This window comes from Corynebacterium sp. HMSC074C04 (assembly GCF_001838295.1).
Lineage (GTDB): Bacteria > Actinomycetota > Actinomycetes > Mycobacteriales > Mycobacteriaceae > Corynebacterium > Corynebacterium amycolatum.
Window position 1 is genome coordinate 787,818 of sequence record NZ_KV836272.1, and the last position, 19,998, is coordinate 807,815.

19 protein-coding genes and 1 tRNA gene are annotated in these 19,998 nt (G+C 57.6%); 6 read left to right on the plus strand and 14 right to left on the minus strand.

Features of this window, described 5'->3' with window-relative positions:
• The 5 genes from nrdE to HMPREF3011_RS07860 form a co-directional block, all read right to left on the minus strand.
• Positions 1-1,843, minus strand: a 1,843-nt coding sequence (gene nrdE / locus HMPREF3011_RS07840; RefSeq protein WP_070841361.1) for a class 1b ribonucleoside-diphosphate reductase subunit alpha, incomplete at its 3' end; no start/stop codon positions are given.
• A gap of 174 nt (positions 1,844-2,017) precedes the next feature.
• A complete protein-coding gene (gene nrdI / locus HMPREF3011_RS07845) occupies positions 2,018-2,440 on the minus strand; it encodes a class Ib ribonucleoside-diphosphate reductase assembly flavoprotein NrdI (protein ID WP_038627981.1) in 423 nt (140 codons plus the stop codon).
• A gap of 85 nt (positions 2,441-2,525) precedes the next feature.
• Entirely contained in the window at positions 2,526-2,750 is a 225-nt protein-coding gene (nrdH, locus tag HMPREF3011_RS07850) for a glutaredoxin-like protein NrdH (RefSeq protein ID WP_005511161.1), read from the minus strand.
• A 739-nt stretch (positions 2,751-3,489) separates the two neighbouring features.
• Positions 3,490-3,612, minus strand: coding sequence for a type B 50S ribosomal protein L36 (ykgO, locus tag HMPREF3011_RS07855; RefSeq protein WP_005511141.1), 123 nt, complete (start codon positions 3,610-3,612; stop codon positions 3,490-3,492).
• A 251-nt stretch (positions 3,613-3,863) separates the two neighbouring features.
• A complete protein-coding gene (locus HMPREF3011_RS07860; RefSeq protein ID WP_141737475.1) occupies positions 3,864-5,345 on the minus strand; it encodes a sugar porter family MFS transporter in 1,482 nt (493 codons plus the stop codon).
• A gap of 38 nt (positions 5,346-5,383) precedes the next feature.
• Here HMPREF3011_RS07860 and nadE point away from each other — a divergent pair, with 38 nt between their 5' ends.
• The gene (nadE, locus tag HMPREF3011_RS07865) at positions 5,384-6,235 is read left to right on the plus strand and encodes an ammonia-dependent NAD(+) synthetase (protein WP_049181988.1); all 852 of its coding nucleotides are present in this window, start codon (positions 5,384-5,386) and stop codon (positions 6,233-6,235) included.
• Between the two features lie 40 nt (positions 6,236-6,275).
• Here the strand turns inward: nadE and HMPREF3011_RS07870 are convergent, their stop codons facing one another.
• The 6 genes from HMPREF3011_RS07870 to pgm all read right to left on the minus strand — a co-directional run bounded on the left by HMPREF3011_RS07870 (position 6,276) and on the right by pgm (position 10,903).
• The gene (locus HMPREF3011_RS07870) at positions 6,276-6,872 is read right to left on the minus strand and encodes a TetR/AcrR family transcriptional regulator (protein ID WP_246821471.1); all 597 of its coding nucleotides are present in this window, start codon (positions 6,870-6,872) and stop codon (positions 6,276-6,278) included.
• Between the two features lie 178 nt (positions 6,873-7,050).
• Complete coding sequence (locus HMPREF3011_RS07875; RefSeq protein ID WP_070439561.1) at positions 7,051-7,485, minus strand: pyridoxamine 5'-phosphate oxidase family protein; 435 nt, start codon at positions 7,483-7,485, stop codon at positions 7,051-7,053.
• A 134-nt stretch (positions 7,486-7,619) separates the two neighbouring features.
• A tRNA-Ala gene (locus HMPREF3011_RS07880) sits at positions 7,620-7,695 on the minus strand.
• Between the two features lie 175 nt (positions 7,696-7,870).
• The gene (locus tag HMPREF3011_RS07885; protein WP_070841363.1) at positions 7,871-8,602 is read right to left on the minus strand and encodes a DsbA family protein; all 732 of its coding nucleotides are present in this window, start codon (positions 8,600-8,602) and stop codon (positions 7,871-7,873) included.
• Between the two features lie 150 nt (positions 8,603-8,752).
• Entirely contained in the window at positions 8,753-9,193 is a 441-nt protein-coding gene (locus tag HMPREF3011_RS07890; protein WP_070841364.1) for a MauE/DoxX family redox-associated membrane protein, read from the minus strand.
• A gap of 54 nt (positions 9,194-9,247) precedes the next feature.
• Positions 9,248-10,903, minus strand: a complete 1,656-nt coding sequence (pgm, locus tag HMPREF3011_RS07895; protein WP_070841365.1) for a phosphoglucomutase (alpha-D-glucose-1,6-bisphosphate-dependent) — start codon at positions 10,901-10,903, stop codon at positions 9,248-9,250.
• 291 nt (positions 10,904-11,194) lie between these two features.
• On the opposite strand from pgm, the gene HMPREF3011_RS07900 reads away from it, so the two are divergent.
• The 3 genes from HMPREF3011_RS07900 to HMPREF3011_RS07910 all read left to right on the plus strand — a co-directional run bounded on the left by HMPREF3011_RS07900 (position 11,195) and on the right by HMPREF3011_RS07910 (position 13,533).
• Positions 11,195-11,614 carry a fluoride efflux transporter FluC gene (locus HMPREF3011_RS07900; RefSeq protein ID WP_224792265.1) on the plus strand — a complete coding sequence of 140 codons (420 nt, stop codon included), beginning with the start codon at positions 11,195-11,197 and terminating at the stop codon, positions 11,612-11,614.
• Positions 11,611-12,036 (plus strand): fluoride efflux transporter FluC, encoded by a 426-nt coding sequence (locus tag HMPREF3011_RS07905; protein ID WP_038627971.1) that lies wholly within the window; start codon positions 11,611-11,613, stop codon positions 12,034-12,036. Before HMPREF3011_RS07900 ends, HMPREF3011_RS07905 begins: the two co-directional genes overlap by 4 nt.
• Positions 12,037-12,105: 69 nt before the next feature.
• Positions 12,106-13,533, plus strand: coding sequence for an alanine/glycine:cation symporter family protein (locus HMPREF3011_RS07910; protein ID WP_038627968.1), 1,428 nt, complete (start codon positions 12,106-12,108; stop codon positions 13,531-13,533).
• Positions 13,534-13,570: 37 nt separating this feature from the next.
• Here the strand turns inward: HMPREF3011_RS07910 and HMPREF3011_RS07915 are convergent, their stop codons facing one another.
• Positions 13,571-14,644 carry a YlbL family protein gene (locus tag HMPREF3011_RS07915; protein ID WP_038627965.1) on the minus strand — a complete coding sequence of 358 codons (1,074 nt, stop codon included), beginning with the start codon at positions 14,642-14,644 and terminating at the stop codon, positions 13,571-13,573.
• Between the two features lie 139 nt (positions 14,645-14,783).
• On the opposite strand from HMPREF3011_RS07915, the gene HMPREF3011_RS07920 reads away from it, so the two are divergent.
• The gene (locus tag HMPREF3011_RS07920) at positions 14,784-16,286 is read left to right on the plus strand and encodes a zinc-dependent metalloprotease (protein ID WP_038627963.1); all 1,503 of its coding nucleotides are present in this window, start codon (positions 14,784-14,786) and stop codon (positions 16,284-16,286) included.
• Positions 16,287-16,290: 4 nt separating this feature from the next.
• Here HMPREF3011_RS07920 and HMPREF3011_RS07925 read toward each other — a convergent pair whose 3' ends face one another.
• Positions 16,291-16,821, minus strand: coding sequence for a YgjP-like metallopeptidase domain-containing protein (locus HMPREF3011_RS07925; protein WP_016422236.1), 531 nt, complete (start codon positions 16,819-16,821; stop codon positions 16,291-16,293).
• Between the two features lie 248 nt (positions 16,822-17,069).
• Between HMPREF3011_RS07925 and HMPREF3011_RS07930 the strand changes: the two genes are divergently transcribed.
• Positions 17,070-17,825: a TOMM precursor leader peptide-binding protein gene (locus HMPREF3011_RS07930; RefSeq protein ID WP_246821473.1), complete on the plus strand. Its 756-nt coding sequence runs from the start codon at positions 17,070-17,072 to the stop codon at positions 17,823-17,825.
• Positions 17,826-17,851: 26 nt separating this feature from the next.
• Here HMPREF3011_RS07930 and HMPREF3011_RS07935 read toward each other — a convergent pair whose 3' ends face one another.
• On the minus strand, positions 17,852-19,921 hold the full coding sequence (locus HMPREF3011_RS07935) for an ATP-dependent DNA helicase UvrD2 (protein ID WP_070841541.1): 2,070 nt from the start codon (positions 19,919-19,921) through the stop codon (positions 17,852-17,854).
• Between the last annotated feature and the right edge of the window lie 77 nt (positions 19,922-19,998).

Here is a 19,998-nt window from a genome sequence, read left to right on the forward strand (position 1 = left end):
CCTCCTTGCGGATCTCAATCTGAGACGCAATCGGGTGAATCGACGAAGTCGAGTTGTTGATGTAGGAAATCGAACCGGTCGGCGGCACTGCCTGCAGGTTGCGGTTGAACAGGCCGTACTCCATGACGTCGGCCTTCAGCTGCGCCCAGTCCTCAGCGTCCGGAATGTGTGCGGTGGAGTTCGCGAAGATCTCCTTTACGTGCTGAGTCTTCGGCTGAAACTCTGCCGGATCGAATTTATCGAAGTACTTGCCGCTGGCGTAGTCGGAGTTCTCAAAGTTGACGAACCTCTGACCGCGCTCACGAGCAATCTTGTTAGAAGCGCGCAGGACAGCGTAGAGCACTGCTGCGAAGTAGGCATTGGTGAAGTCCAGGCCCTCTTCCGAGCCGTACACAATCTTCTCGCGACCAAGGTAACCGTGCAGGTTCATCTGCCCCAGGCCGATCGCGTGAGATCCGTCGTTGCCCTTGCGAATCGATGGCACCGAGTCAATAGAAGTCTGCTCACTGACCGCAGTCAGGCCACGGATGGCAGTCTCGACAGTGCGACCGAAGTCCGGCGAGTCCATGGTCATCGCAATGTTCAGCGAGCCAAGGTTGCAGGAAATGTCCTCACCCACATGCTCGTAGGACAGGTCCGCATTGTAGGTCGATGGGGTGTTGACCTGCAGGATCTCCGAGCAGAGGTTCGACATGTTAATGCGACCCTCAATCGGGTTCGCGCGGTTAACCGTATCCTCGAACATGATGTACGGGTAGCCGGACTCAAACTGAATCTCAGCGATGGTCTGGAAGAACTGACGCGCGTTGATTTTCTGCTTACGAATACGCGGGTCCTCAACCATATCCGCATAGTTCTCGGTGATGTTAATGTCCGCGAACGGCTTACCGTAGACACGCTCGACATCGTACGGGCTGAAGAGGTACATGTCGTCGTTACGCTTGGCCAGCTCAAACGTGATGTCCGGAATGACAACGCCGAGCGACAGCGACTTGATGCGAATCTTCTCGTCCGCGTTCTCACGCTTGGTATCCAAGAAGCGCATGATGTCCGGGTGGTGCGCGTGCAGGTAGACAGCGCCAGCACCCTGACGAGCACCCAGCTGGTTAGCGTAGGAGAAGGAGTCCTCCAGCAGCTTCATAACCGGGATGACACCAGAAGACTGATTCTCGATGTGCTTAATCGGAGCACCCTGTTCACGCAGGTTGCTCAGCAGCAGTGCCACACCACCGCCGCGCTTGGACAGCTGCAACGAGGAGTTGATGGCGCGGCCAATGGACTCCATATTGTCCTCGATACGCAGCAGGAAGCAGCTCACCGGTTCGCCGCGCTGGGCCTTACCGGAGTTGAGGAATGTAGGAGTAGCAGGCTGGAAGCGTCCGGTGATGATCTCATCAACCAGGTGCTGCGCGAGCCCCAAGTCGCCGTCGGCAAGCGTGAGAGCAACCATGCAGACACGGTCTTCGTAGCGCTCCAAGTAACGCTTGCCGTCGAAGGTCTTCAGTGTGTACGAGGTGTAGTATTTGTAAGCACCCAGGAAAGTCTGAAAACGGAACTTGTGGGCATAGGCCTGCTTGAACAGTGCCTTGACGTCCTCAAATTCGTAATTCTCCAGAACTTCGGCCTCGTAGTATTGATTTTCTACCAGGTAATCGAGCTTCTCCCGCAAGTTGTGGAAGAACACAGTGTTCTGATTGACATGCTGCAAGAAGAACTGGCGCGCAGCCATGCGGTCTTTATCGAACTGAATCTTGCCGTCTTCACCGTACAGATTCAGCAGCGCATTGAGCGCGTGGTAATCCAGCTTGTCCTCACCCACCGGCTCCGCGACCTGCTTGCCCATTTCCGACACGTTGACTCCTTTAATATTCATTTGCCTGCACAGGGTCTGTTCAAACACTGCCCAGAGCAATCCAATCTAGCTATTTTCCTCGCACACCGCTTTACGACGGCTTCCGCGAGCGTATCCATTCGGTTGTCCTCAGTGCCCCTTCCCTCGACACTGAGGCTTGCCAACTTAGGCGCTGACTCTACCGTGGAAGAACTCCTCTAGCCCTTCTCGGACTCGCCGCACATCGTGGTCGGTTCCCATCAGCTCGAAGCGATATAGATATGGAACCTTGCACTTGTAGGAGATGACATCCCCTGCTTTACAGAAGTCCTCACCGAAGTTGAGATTGCCGGCAGCAATCACACCTCGGATGAAAGAGCGGTTGTGCTCATTATTAAGAAATTTGATGACCTGCGGAGGAACTGGCCTTGAGTTACCACCGCTGATGGAAACGCCACCACCATAAGTCGGACAAATGAGGACATAGGGCTCATCGACGATAAGCTCCGGCTCATTACGACGGATGGGAATGCGGGCATTTTTGATACCTAGCTTTTCAACAAACTTGTGTGTATTCCCCGTCGCCGAGGAGAAATACACCACCAGCATGAGAGCTTCACCCTTTACATCGCAAAACCCCCGCAATCTCCGTTTCCTGTGCGGTTAACGAAATCTGCGGGGAGGTGTGTGATTCTTAAGCTGCCTGGAGAGCCTTGATGCGGTCCGGGCGGAAACCCGACCAGGTCTCAGTGCCAGTGTCAACGACCGGCGCCTGGAGGTGACCGAGAGCCATGACGTAGTCCCGAGCCTCATCGTCCATGGTGATGTCGACGATATCGTAGGCAATTCCAGCCTTATCGAGGGCACGAGTGGTAGCGCGGCACTGGACACATGCAGGCTTGCTGTAAACGGTAACCATGACTCTCACAAACTTTCTGGCTTTGGGTAAGACCAATGAATCGGATCGACTTCGTACAAACAACGGAAGCGGCCGAGGAATCAGCGGATTGGTTGAATGACCGAAAGCTCCCAGGGTTCATGAGAAACCGAGTACGGGTGGCAGACAGGTCCTTTTAGCTCTCCTTGGCTCGACATCGAAAACACTACACTTGGCGCCTAGAAAACTCTAGTCATACTAGATGTAGTACTCACAACCATGGTATTCCCTGTTCGGAGATCTCTGGCGCACAAGATGTTGTACACAGACGCACCACAACCTTGTAATTTCACGCTAAAAATTCTAGAAAATCGTAGAAAAACAACTATCGGTCCATTTTGGTTAAACCAATTACTGCAAGACGGCTCGAGGCCAATCACACCAATACCAGGTGCCGCAGTGTCCCTGCTCTGCCCTATCCCTCCCCTACCCAACTTCGGATTCCGCAGCGATTTCAAAAATTACAGGCTGCACATGTGAAACTGTCCGAGTTTATGACACTTTCAGGCCATTTTTCGGGCCAATTTTGACATAAACGCAGTCAGTAACTTCCATCGCCCCATCGCTCCACCGCCCCCAGCCATAAACGCTGTCACCGCCTGAACCTGTCCCTCCAAAACCCAAAAACCGCAACCTTCAGCCACAGTAAAACTGCGACTTCAGATTGCGGTTTTGGCAATAAATGAGGAAGCTATTTGCTTCGCGCTAGCCTAAATAAGGCTTAGCCCTGGCGGGCCTTGAAGCGCGGCTCCTTCTTGTTGATCACGTAGACCTTGCCACGACGGCGCACGACCTGAGCGCCCGGCTTGTTCTTCAGCGACCGAAGGGACTTGCGGACCTTCATTCGGGCGCTCCTTTCTACTCGGCTCCGAAACGGGGATGTGCACACTGCACTCTCCCCGGACAATCACCCCAGTGACTGCCTGGCAACGCACCTTTCCTGATAATCCGAAGAAATATCAAAGAGTATGCGTTACGACACGAGTTGCCATACTACCTAATAAGCGGAATAACTCCAAAAATCCGGGGGAAACATGTTCTTTCACAGTCAACCCCAAGATCGTGACTCCCCACGTTGCAACTGCTTCCACTTCTCTACTTGGCAGCGGCAATCATGTACTCGCGGACCTCGGCAAGCGTCTTACCTGAGGTCTCCGGCACCGCCTTGATGGTGAATACCAGCGCAATTGCGCCCGTAATGGCAAAGAAGAAGAACGACCACGCACCACCGACAGCATCCACCATCGGAAGAAAAGCCTGTGCCACAAACCAGTTCGCAACCCATAGCGCGAGCCCTGCCAGCCCCATACCCAGGCCACGGGCCTCTGTCGGGATGATCTCGGAAATCAGGAGCCAGGTCGCCACCGACACAGCCGCCTGCTGGAACACGATAAATACGGTCATCAGCAGAAGCGACATCATGGCACCCGTCGAAGAGTTACTCGACAAACCATAGACGGGCGCCAGCACGAGCAGCGAGCTTGCACAGCCCACCAGACCGATAATCAGCATTCGCCGACGACCAACGCGGTCAATGATGCTCATACCAATTGCACACGAAATCACCGAAGCGATACCGATGATGATGGAGGTATAGACAGAGCTTTCCGTCGACAAGCCAACCTTGTTCATCATCGTCGGCGCGAAATACATAATCGCGTTCGCGCCCGTGACCTGTTGCGTCACGCCAATCAGCATCGCGATGATGACGGTGCGTCGCACCCACGGGGTTTTCACGGCCAGGCGCTCGGCTGCACGCTGATCGGCGCTTGACGACGCCTCACCAACGGCAACCTCAGCCAGGGTCGCCTCATCTCCCTGTATCTGACGCAGCACGGCCAGCGCCTTGCCCTCCTGTCCTCGACGGACGAGGTAGGCCGGAGTGTCCGGCAGAACCAGCATGCCGATGAGCAGCACGATGCCGGGGACAGCGCCTAATCCAAGCATGAGTCGCCAGTTACCGGAGGAGGCTAGGGCGGAGTTGGTGAGGAACGCCACCAGCTGACCAATCACGATCATCAGCGAGTTCAGGCTGACCAGGCGTCCACGCACATGCGGTGGTGCCATTTCGGAGATGTACATCGGTACGACGATGGAAACACCACCGATACAGACGCCGAGCAAAGTACGCGCAGTACCCAGCGAAAACGCACTAGTAGCGAAAGCACACCAGATACTGCCGATGATGAAGCCGACCGCTCCGAGCAGGATGGTGCCACGGCGCCCCAGAGAGTCCGCTACGCGACCACCCAGGAACGCACCGATAGCCGCACCGACCAAGAGCATGGCGGTGACAGTGGACTCCTGTCCTGGAGTCAGCTCAAAAGAGCGCTGGATATACAGCAGCGCGCCTGAGATGACACCGGTGTCGTAACCAAAGAGGAGGCCGCCCAGAGCGGCGATGATAGCCACGGCTATCGACCGAGTTGTGGTGGTTTCCCGGTTCGGTCCAGTCTTATTCTGTTCGGTTGTACTCACGCTGGAAATCTTGCCACCCTCCGGCCAAAGACCCCCTATCCGAACAGCACTTACTCGATAAAGATGAGAGCTTTGGCACTCTTCTGGCAGGAAAATCATCCCTTTTCCCGTCCTGAACTAGCGGTAGAGTGAGGCTCATGACACCAGTAGGCACACAGGATTTCCCACATCCCCTCCAGTCGGAGATTATTAACGACCTCCACGTCCAGCCCACCATCAATGCCGCCGAGGAAATCAGCCGCCGAGTCGATTTTCTCTGCGATTATTTCCGCGCCGCGCACGCCAAGGGATTCGTGCTCGGAATTTCCGGCGGTCAAGATTCCACGCTGGCCGGACGTCTAGCGCAGTTGGCCGTCGAAAAGCTTCGCAACGGCGGCGAGGACGCCACCTTCATTGCCATTCGCCTCCCCCACGGCGTGCAGGCCGATGAGGACGACGCACAGGTGGCACTGCAATTCATTCAACCTGACCAAAGGCTAACTATCGATATCGAACCGGCCACCGCCGCGATGACCGCCCAGGTCACCGATGCCCTGGCCGGCAGCGCTATCAGCGACTTCAACAAGGGAAATATTAAGGCCCGCATGCGCATGATTGCCCAGTACGCAGTGGCGGGTGTTGACGGCGCTTTGGTCATCGGAACAGATCACGCCGCGGAGGCTGTCACCGGCTTCTACACCAAGCACGGCGACGGCGCCTGCGACCTCGTCCCGCTGCAGGGGCTGAGCAAGCGCCAGGGCGCGGCCTTACTCCGTCACCTCGGCGCACCATCCAGTACGTGGGAGAAGGTGCCGACGGCCGACCTGGAAGAAGATCGCCCTGCGCTTCCCGACGAAGTTGCGCTCGGGGTGACCTATACCGCCATCGACGACTACCTCGAAGGCAAGGCCGTCTCAGATGAGGATGCCGCGCGAATCGAGCACCTCTACTCCATTTCCCGGCACAAGCGAGCCGTCCCTCCTGGACCGGCCGATTCCTGGTGGCGCTAAGCTACTGCCCCGGGTCGGCCCAGCAGTGAGCCCCCCCCCCTTAAGAGAAGGCCTCCGCGCCAGCGTCCCAAATAGCTCCAACTGCGGCCAAGCTGTCTGCCGCACCGGCTTCGGCACTTGGTTCCAGCGCAGGTGAACCATCCTGGACGAGTTCGGCGGTCACCAAACCGTGCGCGAACGCCCACATGGCCAATCCCTTAGGCTCATCGCCGGCAACCTTAATGAATGCATCGCGAATCCAGGCATCCAATGACGAAGGCGAGACGACATTCACGAAATTAGTGCGACTCATCAGCCGGTAGCCATGCGGATCGTCGAGAACTGCCTGGCGGGACGCCTGCAGCAGAGACGCCGAAGGGCATTCCTCATCAATGGCAGCATGAATACGCTTGCCCAGATTCTCGAGACTCTCGGTCAGCAGCAGCTGGAGGAGCTCTTCTTTGCCGCTGATGTGCTTATACAGCGATGGCGCCTTCGCATCGAGTCGCGCCGCTAGACGGCGCATACTGATTGCGCTCCAACCCGATTCGCGCAGCATCGCGCGCGCTTCATCTACGATCTTCTGCATACGTGGGGACTGCCTGCGCACATCGGGCTGCGCTGGCACCCCATCGGTCGATTCTATGGTGCACGTCACATTTGTGACTGTAACGCGTTGAATCTCACTTAGGGCGCTTTTGGGTAATTTAACCCAACAATTTTTAAAAAACAGCTAACGGCGGTGCTCAGTCACTAAATGCTGCCTTTGCACGCTGCTAGCTTTGCTTTACGACGGAGCCTCCACCGTCGTAAAGCAAAAGCACCGTATGCCGCCGCTACACTTCGTAGCGATTCGGCTCCTCACCGAGGTGGAAATGGCGACCGGAAACATTGTTCGGGGTAATGCGCACGTAGTTGTACTTCAACGTCGGCAGCCAGGGCTTCAGTGACAGCTCGTCTGCAGCGTTAATATCAGCGCGGGAGGTGAGAACCTCTGCGTCACCCTTTACGATGACCGACCATGCCTTCTGGGCATCCTTGTCAACAAAGTCGGCCTCAAAAAGAACATCGTGGTTCAGAGAAACAGTAAAAAGCTTCGACCCCTCGGCAGTGCGGAAGTAAATGCTCCCCTCATGAACGACGTAGTTCAGCGGGAAAAGATCCATATCATCTTTACGACGAACAACCAGGCGCCCAAAAGTCTGCGTAGCCAGCAGCTCGAGGGATTCTTCGGTGGACAGTTTCTGGATAACGGAGTCGTTGTGTGCCATACCCCCAGTATTCCACCGTTTAGACAAAGTTGCTACAGCCATACGGATTACCAATCACTGAGGTAAACGGCGAGCACACTACCCAGGGCAGATACAAGAAATCCCTCGGTCATTTCGACCGAGGGATTTCATACTGGTGGAGCTAACGGGACTCGAACCCGTGACCCCCACACTGCCAGTGTGATGCGCTACCAGCTGCGCCATAGCCCCAGAATCAACATCGAAGTGGCTTTCACCCTCCGCTGTGGACTCCTCAAAGGCTACATGGCACTGTCATGTATCACCAAATCCGCATGTAGAACACTCTTTTACGCATTCGCCGAGTACCCCAAAGCGGATCTGCCGAACATGAACTGAAGATGAATCGTGTGAGCGTGCACGGATCCTAGCGCAGGGCCACCTTGACCCACTGCCCCAGTCCGCCATTACCGGAAATGTTCTCCAGAATATCCTTGCCATCGACAAAGACATGCGGCGAGGAAACCTTGCCCAAGCGCTTCTCAAGGTCATCGAAGTTAGCGTCTGCGCTTGCCTTGGCCTCGGTGGTGTCGATGCCGGAGCGGACTTTGCTGACAACTTCGTCAGCGACACCGAGCTGCTCCAGACGGTCAGCCAGCTCGTCATTGCTCCACGTGACGGAGTTCTGCTGGTCAGCCATCATCATTGTGTGGAAGTTCCAATATGCGCGAGCATCACCGGTCTCAGCAATCTTGCGGGCAATCGCGTAGACGCGAGTGGAGTGACCGTCACGCTGCTCCTTCTCCTGACCATCCAGGAAGTTCAGCGTGCGGTATTCCGCGACAAGCTTGCCGTCGTTTAGCGCCTTGAGCTCATCATCGTGGCCCTCTTCGCTCATCTGAGCGCAGTAGTGGCACGAGAAGTCCTCAAAAATTGTGGCCGTCTTAGCCCCTTCGGCGCCATCCTTGCTTAGCCGGATGACATCACCGTCGAGTGCGACGGAGAAGTCGACGTCCTCATCTGGAAGTCCCTCAATCGGCTGCGACCGGCCGATGTAGATAACTCCGCCGATAACAACAACAACGACAGCAAGAAGGGCAATCAGGCCAACGACGAAGCCACTGCCCTTTTCATTTGGGTTCTTAATCTTCTGACTCACACCGCTTACGATAGCGGTGTTTTCTTGCCAATGACACAATTCCGCCTGAGAAAACGGAAATGGTTACTAGGCCCATCACTAGGCCCACCGCCTTGACCCCAGCCCCCCCCCCTTGTCCTTTCCCTCAGACTTCAACCTCTAGCCAGCGGGCTAGGCGTAAATGGCAAACTTCTTCCACGGCCATACGTACACAAATACAGCCAACGCCAAAAAACCTATGTCTCGGGCAATTGACTTGAGATATGAAACTGCGTCAGCGTTCTCGTCGTAGCCACCGCCACCAAAGCAACCGCAGTCAATCTGCAGTCCGCGCGCCCACGCCGAGATAATGCCTCCGACGAACACCAGCAAGAGCGCTCCTGACAATACTGCTACCGGACGCAGGAAAAGCCCCAATACCAGTAAGAGTCCAAGGATGACTTCGAAGGCGGGCAGCGCAACCGCTACCATCGGCACCAAGTCGCTCGGCAGCAGTTCATAAGCTTGCACTGCCTGACGCGATTCCAGCGGGTTCAGCAGTTTGATAAAACCCGAGTACAACCAAACTGCAGCTAGGCCGAATCGGGCCACCACGCCTACGAAATTCTTCATGCATAGAAATATTAGTACAGGCTAACTGTTTACAGCTAGCCCAACGGATACCGTTTACCCGTTCAGAACTGCCGAGACCACGTCCTGCGCCTCAGCCTGAACCTGTGCCAGGTGATCCGCGCCCTTGAAAGACTCCGCGTAGATCTTGTACTTATCTTCAGTGCCCGACGGACGCGCCGCGAACCATGCGTTTTCCGTAACCACCTTGAGGCCACCAATCGCAGCGCCGTTACCCGGCGCTTCGGTCAGTTTGGCTGTGATGGTCTCCCCAGCCAGGGTGTCGGCCTTGACCTGCTCCGGCGAGAGCTTCTTCAGGATTGCCTTCTGCTCACGGGTTGCGTCCGCATCGGTGCGGGCGTAAGCCGGGGCACCGTACTTATTGGCGAGCTCTGCGTAGAGCTGCGATGGAGTCTTCTCGGTCACGGCCTTGATCTCGCTGGCCAGGAGGTCCAGGATGATGCCGTCCTTATCGGTAGACCACACAGTGCCGTCGTGACGCAGGAACGATGCGCCGGCGGATTCTTCACCACCGAAACCGATGGTGCCGCCGAGCAAACCCGGGACGAACCACTTAAAGCCGACTGGAACTTCCACTAGCTTGCGACCCAAATTGGCGACGACGCGGTCAATCATCGACGAAGACACCAGCGTCTTACCGACCGCGGTGTCCTGCGACCAGCCCGGGCGGTGTGCGAAGAGGTAATCAATGGCAACGGCCAGGTAGTGGTTCGGGTTCATCAAGCCTGCGTCCGGTGTCACAATTCCGTGACGGTCCGAGTCCGCGTCATTGCCGGTGGAGATGTCGAACTTATCGCGGTTACCAATCAACGACGCCATCGCATTCGGTGAGGAGCAGTCCATACGAATCTTGCCGTCTGTATCCAGCGTCATAAAACGCCAGGTCGCATCAACCAGCGGATTGACCACAGTCAGATTTAGGTTATGCGCATCGCCAATTGCACCCCAGTAATCCACCGACGCACCACCCATTGGGTCAGCGCCGATACGCACGCCGGCATCACGGATGGCGTCGAGGTTGACAACATTCGGCAGGTCCGACACGTATGCGTTGAGGTAGTCGTGCTTTACGACGAGGTCAACGGCCTTATCCACCAGCTGGCGCTTAACCCCATCCAGGCCCTTAGCCAGGTATTCATTGGCACGAGCTGCAATCCAGTCCGTCGCATCCGCGTCCGCCGGACCACCGGTCGGCGGGTTGTACTTAAAACCACCATCTCGTGGCGGATTGTGGGAAGGGGTAATCACGATGCCGTCGGCACGCGCGGAGCTACTACCCGTCGGACCGCCCTCCACGTCGCGGTTATACGTCAGAATCGCGTGACTGACGGCCGGGGTCGGCGTGTAGCGATCCTGAGCGTCAACCATCACGGTAATGCCGTTGGCCGTGAGCACCTCGAGGGCGGAAATCATTGCCGGCTCGGACAGGCCGTGGGTATCGCGGCCAACGTACAGTGGGCCTTCAATGCCCTGGCCCTTGCGGTAATCCACGATGGCCTGAGTAGTGGCGTGAATGTGGTCTTCGTTGAAAGCGCCGTCGAGGGAGGAACCGCGGTGACCGGAAGTACCGAAGACGACCTTCTGGTCGGGGTTATTCGGGTCCGGGTGCTTTGTGTAGTAGGCAGTGACCAGTTCCGCGACATCGATAAGGTCGGATGGCTGGGCCAATTGCCCGGCGCGCTCATGAGCCATTGTGGGTATCCTCCTGCTAAATCGGCGAACTGCGCAACCGCCGATTTCATTGCCGACCAACCGGCCGAGACAAAGAAACCGAACTTAGATGCGCTTCCTCCTCTCCAGTGTCCCCGTTTTAGGGACAGCGCGCATGGCAAGAACCACTCGGTAAGGCAAACTCGCCCCTGCAATAGGGTGCATCAGATAGATTGCCGCGTGCCGACGGGAGCACCTTCTCGAAAGGATTCCGGGCTGCCGGCACCTGTCTCCTGTCCCCCCCCCTTTAGCCGCTGTGCTAGCGTTTTCACCGTGAATGAGGAATCTGTTGCTCCGAAGCTGCCATCAGCAGGACGAGCGCAGGGTCTGACAGCTCTGGCCGTGGCCGGCGGCGCCGCTGTTGGCGCAGTAGGTCGCTTTCTGTTCGGAGCGGCGATCGATGCAATCGTTGGCTCGGGAATTAGCGCAATCTCGACGACTGTCATCAACTTACTGGGCTGCCTTCTCTTCGGCCTGGTCAGCAGTATCGCGTTTGCTAATCCTCGGCTTTCCGCTTTCTGCGGTACTGGCTTTTGTGGCGGCTTCACCACTTTCTCCGCCTTTGTCATTCTCCTATTGGCACAGGCGGACACGTCAGTCGTGCTGATTGTGAGCGTTGGGCTTATTCACCTGCTGTGTTGTCCCCTCGCCTACTGGTTGGGAACCAAGTGTGCGCGGGAGGTTGCGGAATGACCGGCGATCTCCTCAGTTCTTTTCCCTCGGCGCTCTCTGCCATTCTCGCTATCGCAGTTGGCGCCGCAGTAGGGGGAGCGCTGCGCTATACGCTGGCCGAACTTGCGGTGAAGTGGGCTGATTCCAAACTGCCCGGAACGTGGACCGCGAATATGATTGCCTGCTTCGTCGCCGGTGCCGCTGCTGTGGTGTGGTCGCGGGGAACGTCGACAAGCGACGGCATGACCCCTGCCCTGGCCTATGCGACGGTGATGATTGGCTTCGCCGGCGGCCTGTCGACGTGGTCCACACTCGCCGGAGAGATCACACGCCTTAAAAACCAACACTTTTGGAGGGCATGTGGGTACGTTGCTCTCACACTGATTGGCGGAATGATCTTTGTTTTCGCCGGAATGCGTTTACCCCCACTTGTGGCGAATTAGTAGCGCAATAATCATTTTCTGAGAATTTAATGATTGGGTTTAGGCTTTCTACCAGTAAAGTTCCACAGCATGGAAAGCTTCAGCGATTTTGTCTCAGCGGCGGATAGTTTTATTTGGAGTCCGTACCTCCTCATCCCCGCGCTGATCGGCACCGGAATCATCTTGACCATTCGCCTGGGCGCAATTCACCTGGTCAAACTCGGCTCGGCACTGCGCCTCGGACTCATCGACCGTAACGACGACGACGCCGAGGGAGATATCACCAACTACCAGGCGCTGGCGACGGCTCTCGCGGCAACTGTCGGTGTCGGCAACATTGTCGGTGTCGCTACCGCAATCGGCTTAGGTGGACCCGGTGCGCTGTTCTGGATGTGGGTAACCGGCCTGCTAGGTATGGCATCGAAGTACTCCGAGGCATTCCTGGGCGTGAAGTACCGCCAGACCGATGCAGCTGGCGAACAGTCCGGTGGTCCGCAGTACTACCTGCGCAAGGCCATCCCGAATGGTTTTGGTAAGACGCTGGGCATTCTCTTCGCCGTCTTCGCTGCGCTGGCGGCGTTTGGTATCGGCAACCTAACCCAGGGCAATGCCGTGGCCTCGAACCTGGAAAACAGCTTCGACATCGATCCGACGCTCTCCGGCATGATTATGTTCATCCTGGTAGGTGCAGCTCTGATGGGTGGCATTAAGTCGATTGGCCGCATCACCGCCAGCTTTGTGCCGATGATGATTGTGCTCTACATCGGTGCGGCCGTGTGGGTGCTCGTCGCCAATGTCTCGGCGCTGCCCGAAACCTTCAAGCTCATCTTCACCGATGCTTTCACCGGCACCGCGGCCGTTGGTGGGTTCGCAGGATCCACGCTCATTCTCGCCCTGCAGATGGGTGTTGCCCGCGGTCTGTTCTCCAACGAGTCGGGCCTGGGTTCCGGTGCTATCGCCGCTGCCGCCGCATCGACGACTCACCCAGTTCGTCAGGGTTTGGTCTCCATGACTCAGACCTTCATTGACACCATCATCGTCGTGTCCTTCACCGGCCTGGTTATCATCAGCACCGGTGTTTGGCAGGATGGCAACGTCGACACTGGCGCTCTGACCGCTGAGGCATTCTCCCGCGGTCTGCCGGGTCACTGGGGTGGCACCATCGTCACGCTGTCGGTTGTCTTCTTCGCATTCTCCACCATGCTGGGCTGGTCCTACTACGGTGAGCGCGCCTTCGAGTCCCTGGTCGGTCGCCGCGGCACCGGCCTCTACCGTGCGGTCTTCACCTGCGTGGTCTTCGTCGGCGCGGTAACTCAGCTGGAAACCGTCTGGTCCGTCGCCTCGGCCCTCAACGGCCTGATGGCGCTGCCGAACCTCATCGGTCTAATTGTCCTGTCCGGGCTCATCGCGCGTGAGACAAAGGCATACCTCGAATTTGACCCTCAACTTCGAGCAACGGCTGCGGAAATCGACAAGTGGCAGTCTCAGCAAGACTTCGAGGCTTTCAGCAAGAACTAACTGAAACTACCTGCTGCCCGTAAGGGCTACGGCAAAACTACGAGCAGGTCTGCGCGGTCTCCGGCTTTTCGATTGCCGCAAGCGCGTCGTCAAGCACAGAGACCTTTACCAACTTCATATCGCCTCGGTCGGCAGTCACAGCTTCTGCGCAATTGCCTTCCGGCACGAAGAACATTTCGGCGCCCTCATCTCGGGCAGCCGAGATTTTGTGTGTAATGCCACCGATTTCGCCCACGTTGCCGGCAGCGTCAATAGTGCCAGTGCCAGCGAGGTGCTGCCCCTCGGTCAGATCGCCTGGACTCAGCTTGTCAATCACTCCAAGCGTCATCATGAGACCCGCCGACGGACCTCCAATGCCGCTGAGCTGGTACTCAACTTTGGTGTCGTCCGCGGATTGCGCCCCCATCCCCACGCCGAGCAGCGCGGCATTCTTTTGATGCGGGTTTTCCGCCAGTGTCACAGAAATATCGACGGCTTTCTCGGGGGCAGAGTCCTCGCCCTTAGCAGCCTTCTGCTTATCGACGGTCGCAGGCTTGACCCTCAACGTGACAGTATCGCCCGGGTTGCGTCCGGCAATAATCGCCTTGACTTGCTCGGGCTTGCTTACTGCCACCCCATCCACTGCGAGAATCACATCGTCTTCATGCAGTCGCCCATCGACGGGACTATCCGGCACTGTGTAGGCGACGGTGACTTCCATCGGCAACCCGAGATGTGCCAGTGCAGCGGAGGTGGCGTTGGCCTCCGACTCGGTGAATGCAGCCTTGTTCTCCTCTTCCACCTCGTCCTGGCTCTGGCCCGGAGGGAAGACCGCCTCAATGGGGACGATATCGTTGTCACGATCAAACCACAGGCCAATGACCTGCGGCAATGTCAGGTTATGCCTGACTGCGACGGTTGTCATATCCAGCGTGCCCTTAGAGCGTTCGGAGTCCGCAGCACTGCCGCTGACCGAGATAATGCTCTTTCCCTCGACATCGCTGAGGACGTCGAAGACCGGGCCAGGCCCCTGCGCGGCATAGGGAACTGTCAGCGTTGGCAGCGAAAGCACAGTTGCCAACGCGGCGATGGGCACAGCGCCCGCAACAAGAGTTTGGGTACGACGATTCACAAATAACACCCTACATTCTCGCTATCTGCCTACTGGACACCTGATGAATGTTGTTCGTGTCTGTTCGCTGGGCGCGAAGTTGCCAATAAAGTGGTGCTTTTAAGTACTCACGCGGGTCATTGCCCGGTACGGTGGGAGCATGAGTTCTAACGGATTTGGCTTTGGTCCGAACGACAATGATGACGATCGTGACGACGCTGGCAACAATGACTCCGGCCAGGGCGGTCAGGGCGGCCAGGGCGGTCCTTTCGGTTTCTTCGGGTTCCCCTTCGGTGGCATGGGCGGCGCCGGTGGCTTCGGTTTCGGCGGCCCCGGGCAGCCCGGCAGCGGCGCCTCTGGCAAAGGAGAACAGCCGAACTTGGGCGATATTCTCAACCAGTTCGGCGAGATGTTCTCCGGCATGGGGCAGCGATTCCAGGAGTCTAACTCTGGCCCTGTCAACTACGACGCGGCCGAGCGCGTTGCGCGGACCCGTCTTGGTAACCCAGCTCCGGTGAAGGACTCGGCCCGCGAGGCGCTGGCTGATTCCTTGCGCCTGGCCGAACTGTGGCTAGATGACGTCACCTCCCTTCCCGCTGGTGTCAACCGCGTAGAAGCGTGGAATAGCCTGCAGTGGTTGGAGAACACCAAGTCGACATGGACTCGCCTTGTCGATCCCGTCGCCAGCCGCATGAGTGATGCCTCCCTCGAGGGCGTTCCAGAAGAAGCTCGCGAGATGATGGGCCCGATGCTGGGCATCATGCGTCAGATGAACTCGATGAGTTTCGGTACTCAGCTGGGCAATGCGCTGGCTGAATTGGCACAGACGAGCCTGACTGGTTCTGACCTCGGGCTGCCGCTACACACCACTGGTGCGGCGGTACTGCTGCCAACACATCTAGTTACTCTCGCAGAGGAACTCGAGGTTCCAGCGCGCGATCTGTTTATCTACGCCACTGCCCGCGAAGCTGCACACCAACGTCTTTACGACCGCGTGCCATGGCTGGCTGAACGCATGATTTCCTCTGTCGAGGAGTACGCCGCTGGCATCGTCATCGACTACTCCGCGATCGAAGAGGCCGCCCGCGGTCTGGATATTGAGAACATGCAGGATCCGCAGCGTATGCAGGAGGCTATGAGTCAGCTGCAAAATATGGATCTGAGTCCGAAGATTCGTTCTCGTAACGAGAATGCTCGTACTCGTTTCCAGACGCTGCTAGCACTGGTCGAAGGGTGGGTGGACATGGTTGTCACCGATGCCCTCGGTGAGCGTCTACCGGGTGCCGCACAATTGGATGAAGCCTGGCGTCGTCGCCGCGCCACCGAAGGTGCTGAGCAGGCGCTGGAGAAGGCCACCGGCATTGACCTCGGCTCCCCCAAGGTGCGTGAGGCAACCAACTTGTGGCACCGCCTGACCACCGCTGTGGGCATCGAGCAACGTGACAAGGTCTGGGATCACCCGGACTTCCTGCCCGTAGCAGAAGATTTGGATGAACCCGCGGCCTTTATTGACTCGGTTCTTGGCGGTTCGGACAACGATGACTTCGACCCGATCGCAGAGCTTGAAGAGCAGCTGCGCAAAGAAGCCGAAAAACGCGCGGCTGAGGGCAAGGACAGTGACACCGACGAGGACAATTCTGGCGACACCGATGACGATAAGTAGCTAGTTAGCTCTGGGTTCCCCAGCGCTGATACGCCTCTAAATAGCCCCGTGCCCGTTCGTGGTACGGGGCTTTTGCCGCCCAATACCAGAACTCTTCGGTATGACCCCCGTCGACGAAAGTGTGCACCAGTTCGTGCACAATGACATCGTCGAGGACGTACCCCGGGACGTCGGCAAGCCTGTGCGAAATGCGAATACGTCCCGGACTATCAACGCCGCCGGTGACCGATGCCCACCTGCGCGACATGTTCTTGACCCATTTGATTGACTCAAACCGCGGGCGATCTTCCAGCACCGTACGCGAGAGCAGCCGTGCGCGGCGCTCCAGCTCGGAATTATCCAGGTTGCTGCCAACTTTCTTCCGCACTCGCGCCACAATTTCATTGACCTGCTGTTTTTCCGCAGCGGCGCTGAGGTCGTCCGGAACCATGACAATGATTCGGTTTCCCTCCGCGCGGGCGGACACAGTACGGCGGCGGCGCTTCGAGCGCCGAACCTCAACATCCGGGCCGTACTCAGGTCGCTTGGTGCTCATGCTTTTTAAGCGTATATGCTCTGCCCTGCGATTGCGTAAAAGCTGGCCCCGGGGTAAAAGATATTTTTATGGGGGAATACAGGGATACGTCTCGGGGGCGGGATGGTACGGCTGGCGTAATAGGTTCGGACGCACCCGCAGCACAAACGCTTGCCGCGCCTACCACGGACTACGCACTGCGCCCGGAGATACCGATTATCATGCGCCCAGGCGCGCGGATTCAGTTCGGCGTGGAACCGGAGCGCAGCATGATTCTGCCGCTTTCCGACGGCACCCCGCCGGGGCCTGTCTTCTCGGCACTTCTTGCAGCTCATAGAGGTAGCACCTTAAGCGAGGCCTTTGCTGACAGTCACGACAAACTGTCACCGCAGTTCATTACAGCACTTATCTCCGACCTTCACCGAGCAGCACTGATCCAAAAACCACCGACACGACGGAGGATTACGCTGATCGGTCGGGACAGTTTGCGCACTGGACTTTTAAAAGAGCTTCGTCGCACGGGTTGCGGTAGTTGGACGAAGGCAATGTCGCCCACTCGCAATGCGACGCTGAAAATATCTCAATCCACGCCGGAAGACATCGGGCTCGCGGTGGTCACGGGCATGGAAGTACCGAGCATGCCCTTGGTTCGCGCTCTGTTTCATCGTGGAATTGAGCATCTGCACACGCATTTCCGCGATGGAGCACTGATTCTTGGGCCGCTTGTTCAGCCAGGTCAAGGGCCCTGCTCGATGTGTTTCGAAGCTTATCGACGAGACCGCGACCCCGTCCGGGCACTGATTGCGCTGCAGCTTCGCACTTTTACGCCCGTGACCGCACCGGAATGGCTGAACACAGCGGTGCCGCTGTTGGTTGGGCAGCTGCGGCGACCGGACCTCTCAGATCTATGTGCGACAGAGGTGCGCATAGATTTGGAAAGCCTCGATATCACCCGCACTACGGTTGCTCCCCACCCGCAGTGCCCAGTGTGTGGTCATGGCAACTCGCAGATGCAGTTCATGTAATTCGAAGTGCCTTGAGCAGAATCTGACTAGGAATTCACAAAAGAATTGACGATTCCCAAGATGTCTTCGCCGAAATGATTGAGCTTCGCTTCTCCAATTCCGGGAATTTGCAGAAGTTCCTCCGGCGTAGTCGGTTGCTGCTCACCGATGGCCAGAAGGGTCGCATCGGAGAAGATCACGAATGCGGGGACAGTCATTTCTCTCGACATTTCCAGGCGCCATGCACGCAATGCTTCCAGTAGCGCAGGATCCGCACTGACCGGGCACTCTTCACAGCGCCCTGAGATCCGCTCCGCGTCGGTGTGCAATGGCTTAGTGCAGCCCTTGCACTGTTTGGACTGCTGACGCTTACCACGGGAACTAGAGCTCCTTGAGCTTCGCTGTGCCTCCGCCGAGTAGTCAGAGACATCAATGTCGAGTTCATCGAGGAATCGTGTGCGGCGACGTGACCTGCGGCCGCCTTCTGTCCTCGACAATGACCAAGATAGCTCCAGATGTTCACGGGCTCGAGTAATGCCGACATAGAACAGACGGCGCTCTTCTTCGATGGCTTCCGCTCCCTGTGCAGGAGATCGGTCGAATTTATTCAGCGAATGTTGGATAGGCAGCGATCCGTCGGTAAGCCCAACGAGGAACACCGCATCCCACTCCAGCCCCTTGGCTGCATGCAGGCTAGCCAACGTCACGCCATCCAGCGTCGGCGGATGCTTGGCCTGCTGCCGAGTGTGCAATTGGCCGAGGAGCGCCTGGATATTGACCTCGGTGTTGGCATGAACGATGTCCTTACACAGGTCGAATAGGGCGCGCAGTGACTGCCAACGTTCCCTGGCACCAGTGCCTTCCGGCTCTTGGTCAGTCATGCCAAGGCCCGCGAAAACCTGCTTGACCAAATCCAACAGATTCGTGCCCTGCAATGTCGGAACAGTCCGTGAGGAACGGGAAACTCGCACAAGTGCTGCGATGGCATCGCGGATCTCGGGACGCTGGTAGAAACCGTCCCCGCCACGAACCTGGTAGGCGACTCCTACCTCGGACAAAGCCTGCTCAAAAACTGCGGACTGTGCGTTGATGCGGTACAAAACGGCAATCTCCGATGCCGGCGTACCCGCGTCGATAAGTCGCTTGATGCTGCGCGCGGTCGCGCGAGCTTCCATCGGCTCATCGTCGTACTGATTGAAAGTCGGCTCCGGGCCGTCTTCACGCTGCCCAATCAGCTTCAGCCGCGAGCCGGCGATACGTCCCTGCGCACGGCCGATGACATTGTTGGCCAGCTCGACGACCTGTGGGGTCGATCGGTAGTCCCGCTGCAGGCGGACCACTGTGGCTTCCGGGTAGTCCCGAGAAAAGTTCATCAGGTATTGCGGAGTCGCGCCTGTGAAAGAGTAAATCGTCTGGTTGGCGTCCCCGACAACTGTCAGGTTGTCACGGTCTCCCAGCCAGGCGTTGAGAACTCGCTGCTGTAACGGGGTGACATCCTGGTACTCATCGACGACGAAGCACCGATACTGGTTGCGGAATTCCTCCGCCACTGCACGGGAATTCTCCATCGCACCGGCGGTGTGAATGAGTAGGTCGTCGAAGTCGAGCAATAGCCCGTCAGGGGTGGTTTTTATGTCCTCGTAAGCGCGATAGCAATCGACAATTTTCTCCGCAGACAGAGGCGCCGTGCGCCCATGCTCCCGCAGCGCGGCTTGGTACTGATCCGCACCGGCCAGAGTGGCCTTAGCCCACTCAATCTCGCCCATGACATCTCGGATTGTTTCCTTAGAGGTGTCCAAGCCCACTCGACGTACTGCTTGGGCGACAACACGGAATTTCTTGTCATCCAACAGCTGCCAGGGCATATCACCGGCGACTTGGGGCCAGAAGTAGCGCAGCTGGCGAAGTGATGCCGAGTGGAAAGTGCGCGCCTGGACTCCAGGCGTTCCCATCTTTGCCAGGCGGTCGCGCATCTCCCCTGCGGCACGCGAGGTAAATGTCACCGCTAATACCTTTTGCGGCTGCACAAACCCCTGGTCAATGAGGTACTTGATGCGATGAGTAATTGTTCGGGTCTTACCTGTACCGGCTCCGGCAAGAATGCACACCGGCCCCATCGGAGCCGTGGCTGCCTCGCGCTGATCTGGATCCAGCCCAGCTAGATATTCCGGCTCGTTCACATCCGCCTCTGAGT

Bases quoted from the DNA above. Each gene is read 5' to 3' on its own strand.
- pgm (WP_070841365.1), bottom strand. From the start codon at position 10,903: ATGGCTCATGAGCGCGCCGGGCAATTGGCCCAGCCATCCGACCTTATC.
- nrdH (WP_005511161.1), bottom strand. From the start codon at position 2,750: ATGGTTACCGTTTACAGCAAGCCTGCATGTGTCCAGTGCCGCGCTACC.
- ykgO (WP_005511141.1), bottom strand. From the start codon at position 3,612: ATGAAGGTCCGCAAGTCCCTTCGGTCGCTGAAGAACAAGCCGGGCGCT.
- HMPREF3011_RS07890 (WP_070841364.1), bottom strand. From the start codon at position 9,193: ATGAAGAATTTCGTAGGCGTGGTGGCCCGATTCGGCCTAGCTGCAGTT.
- nadE (WP_049181988.1), top strand. From the start codon at position 5,384: ATGACACCAGTAGGCACACAGGATTTCCCACATCCCCTCCAGTCGGAG.
- HMPREF3011_RS07860 (WP_141737475.1), bottom strand. From the start codon at position 5,345: ATGATTTTCCTGCCAGAAGAGTGCCAAAGCTCTCATCTTTATCGAGTA.
- HMPREF3011_RS07905 (WP_038627971.1), top strand. From the start codon at position 11,611: ATGACCGGCGATCTCCTCAGTTCTTTTCCCTCGGCGCTCTCTGCCATT.
- nrdI (WP_038627981.1), bottom strand. From the start codon at position 2,440: ATGCTGGTGGTGTATTTCTCCTCGGCGACGGGGAATACACACAAGTTT.
- HMPREF3011_RS07920 (WP_038627963.1), top strand. From the start codon at position 14,784: ATGAGTTCTAACGGATTTGGCTTTGGTCCGAACGACAATGATGACGAT.
- HMPREF3011_RS07930 (WP_246821473.1), top strand. From the start codon at position 17,070: ATGATTCTGCCGCTTTCCGACGGCACCCCGCCGGGGCCTGTCTTCTCG.
- HMPREF3011_RS07935 (WP_070841541.1), bottom strand. From the start codon at position 19,921: ATGGGGCCGGTGTGCATTCTTGCCGGAGCCGGTACAGGTAAGACCCGA.
- HMPREF3011_RS07925 (WP_016422236.1), bottom strand. From the start codon at position 16,821: ATGAGCACCAAGCGACCTGAGTACGGCCCGGATGTTGAGGTTCGGCGC.
- HMPREF3011_RS07910 (WP_038627968.1), top strand. From the start codon at position 12,106: ATGGAAAGCTTCAGCGATTTTGTCTCAGCGGCGGATAGTTTTATTTGG.
- HMPREF3011_RS07875 (WP_070439561.1), bottom strand. From the start codon at position 7,485: ATGGCACACAACGACTCCGTTATCCAGAAACTGTCCACCGAAGAATCC.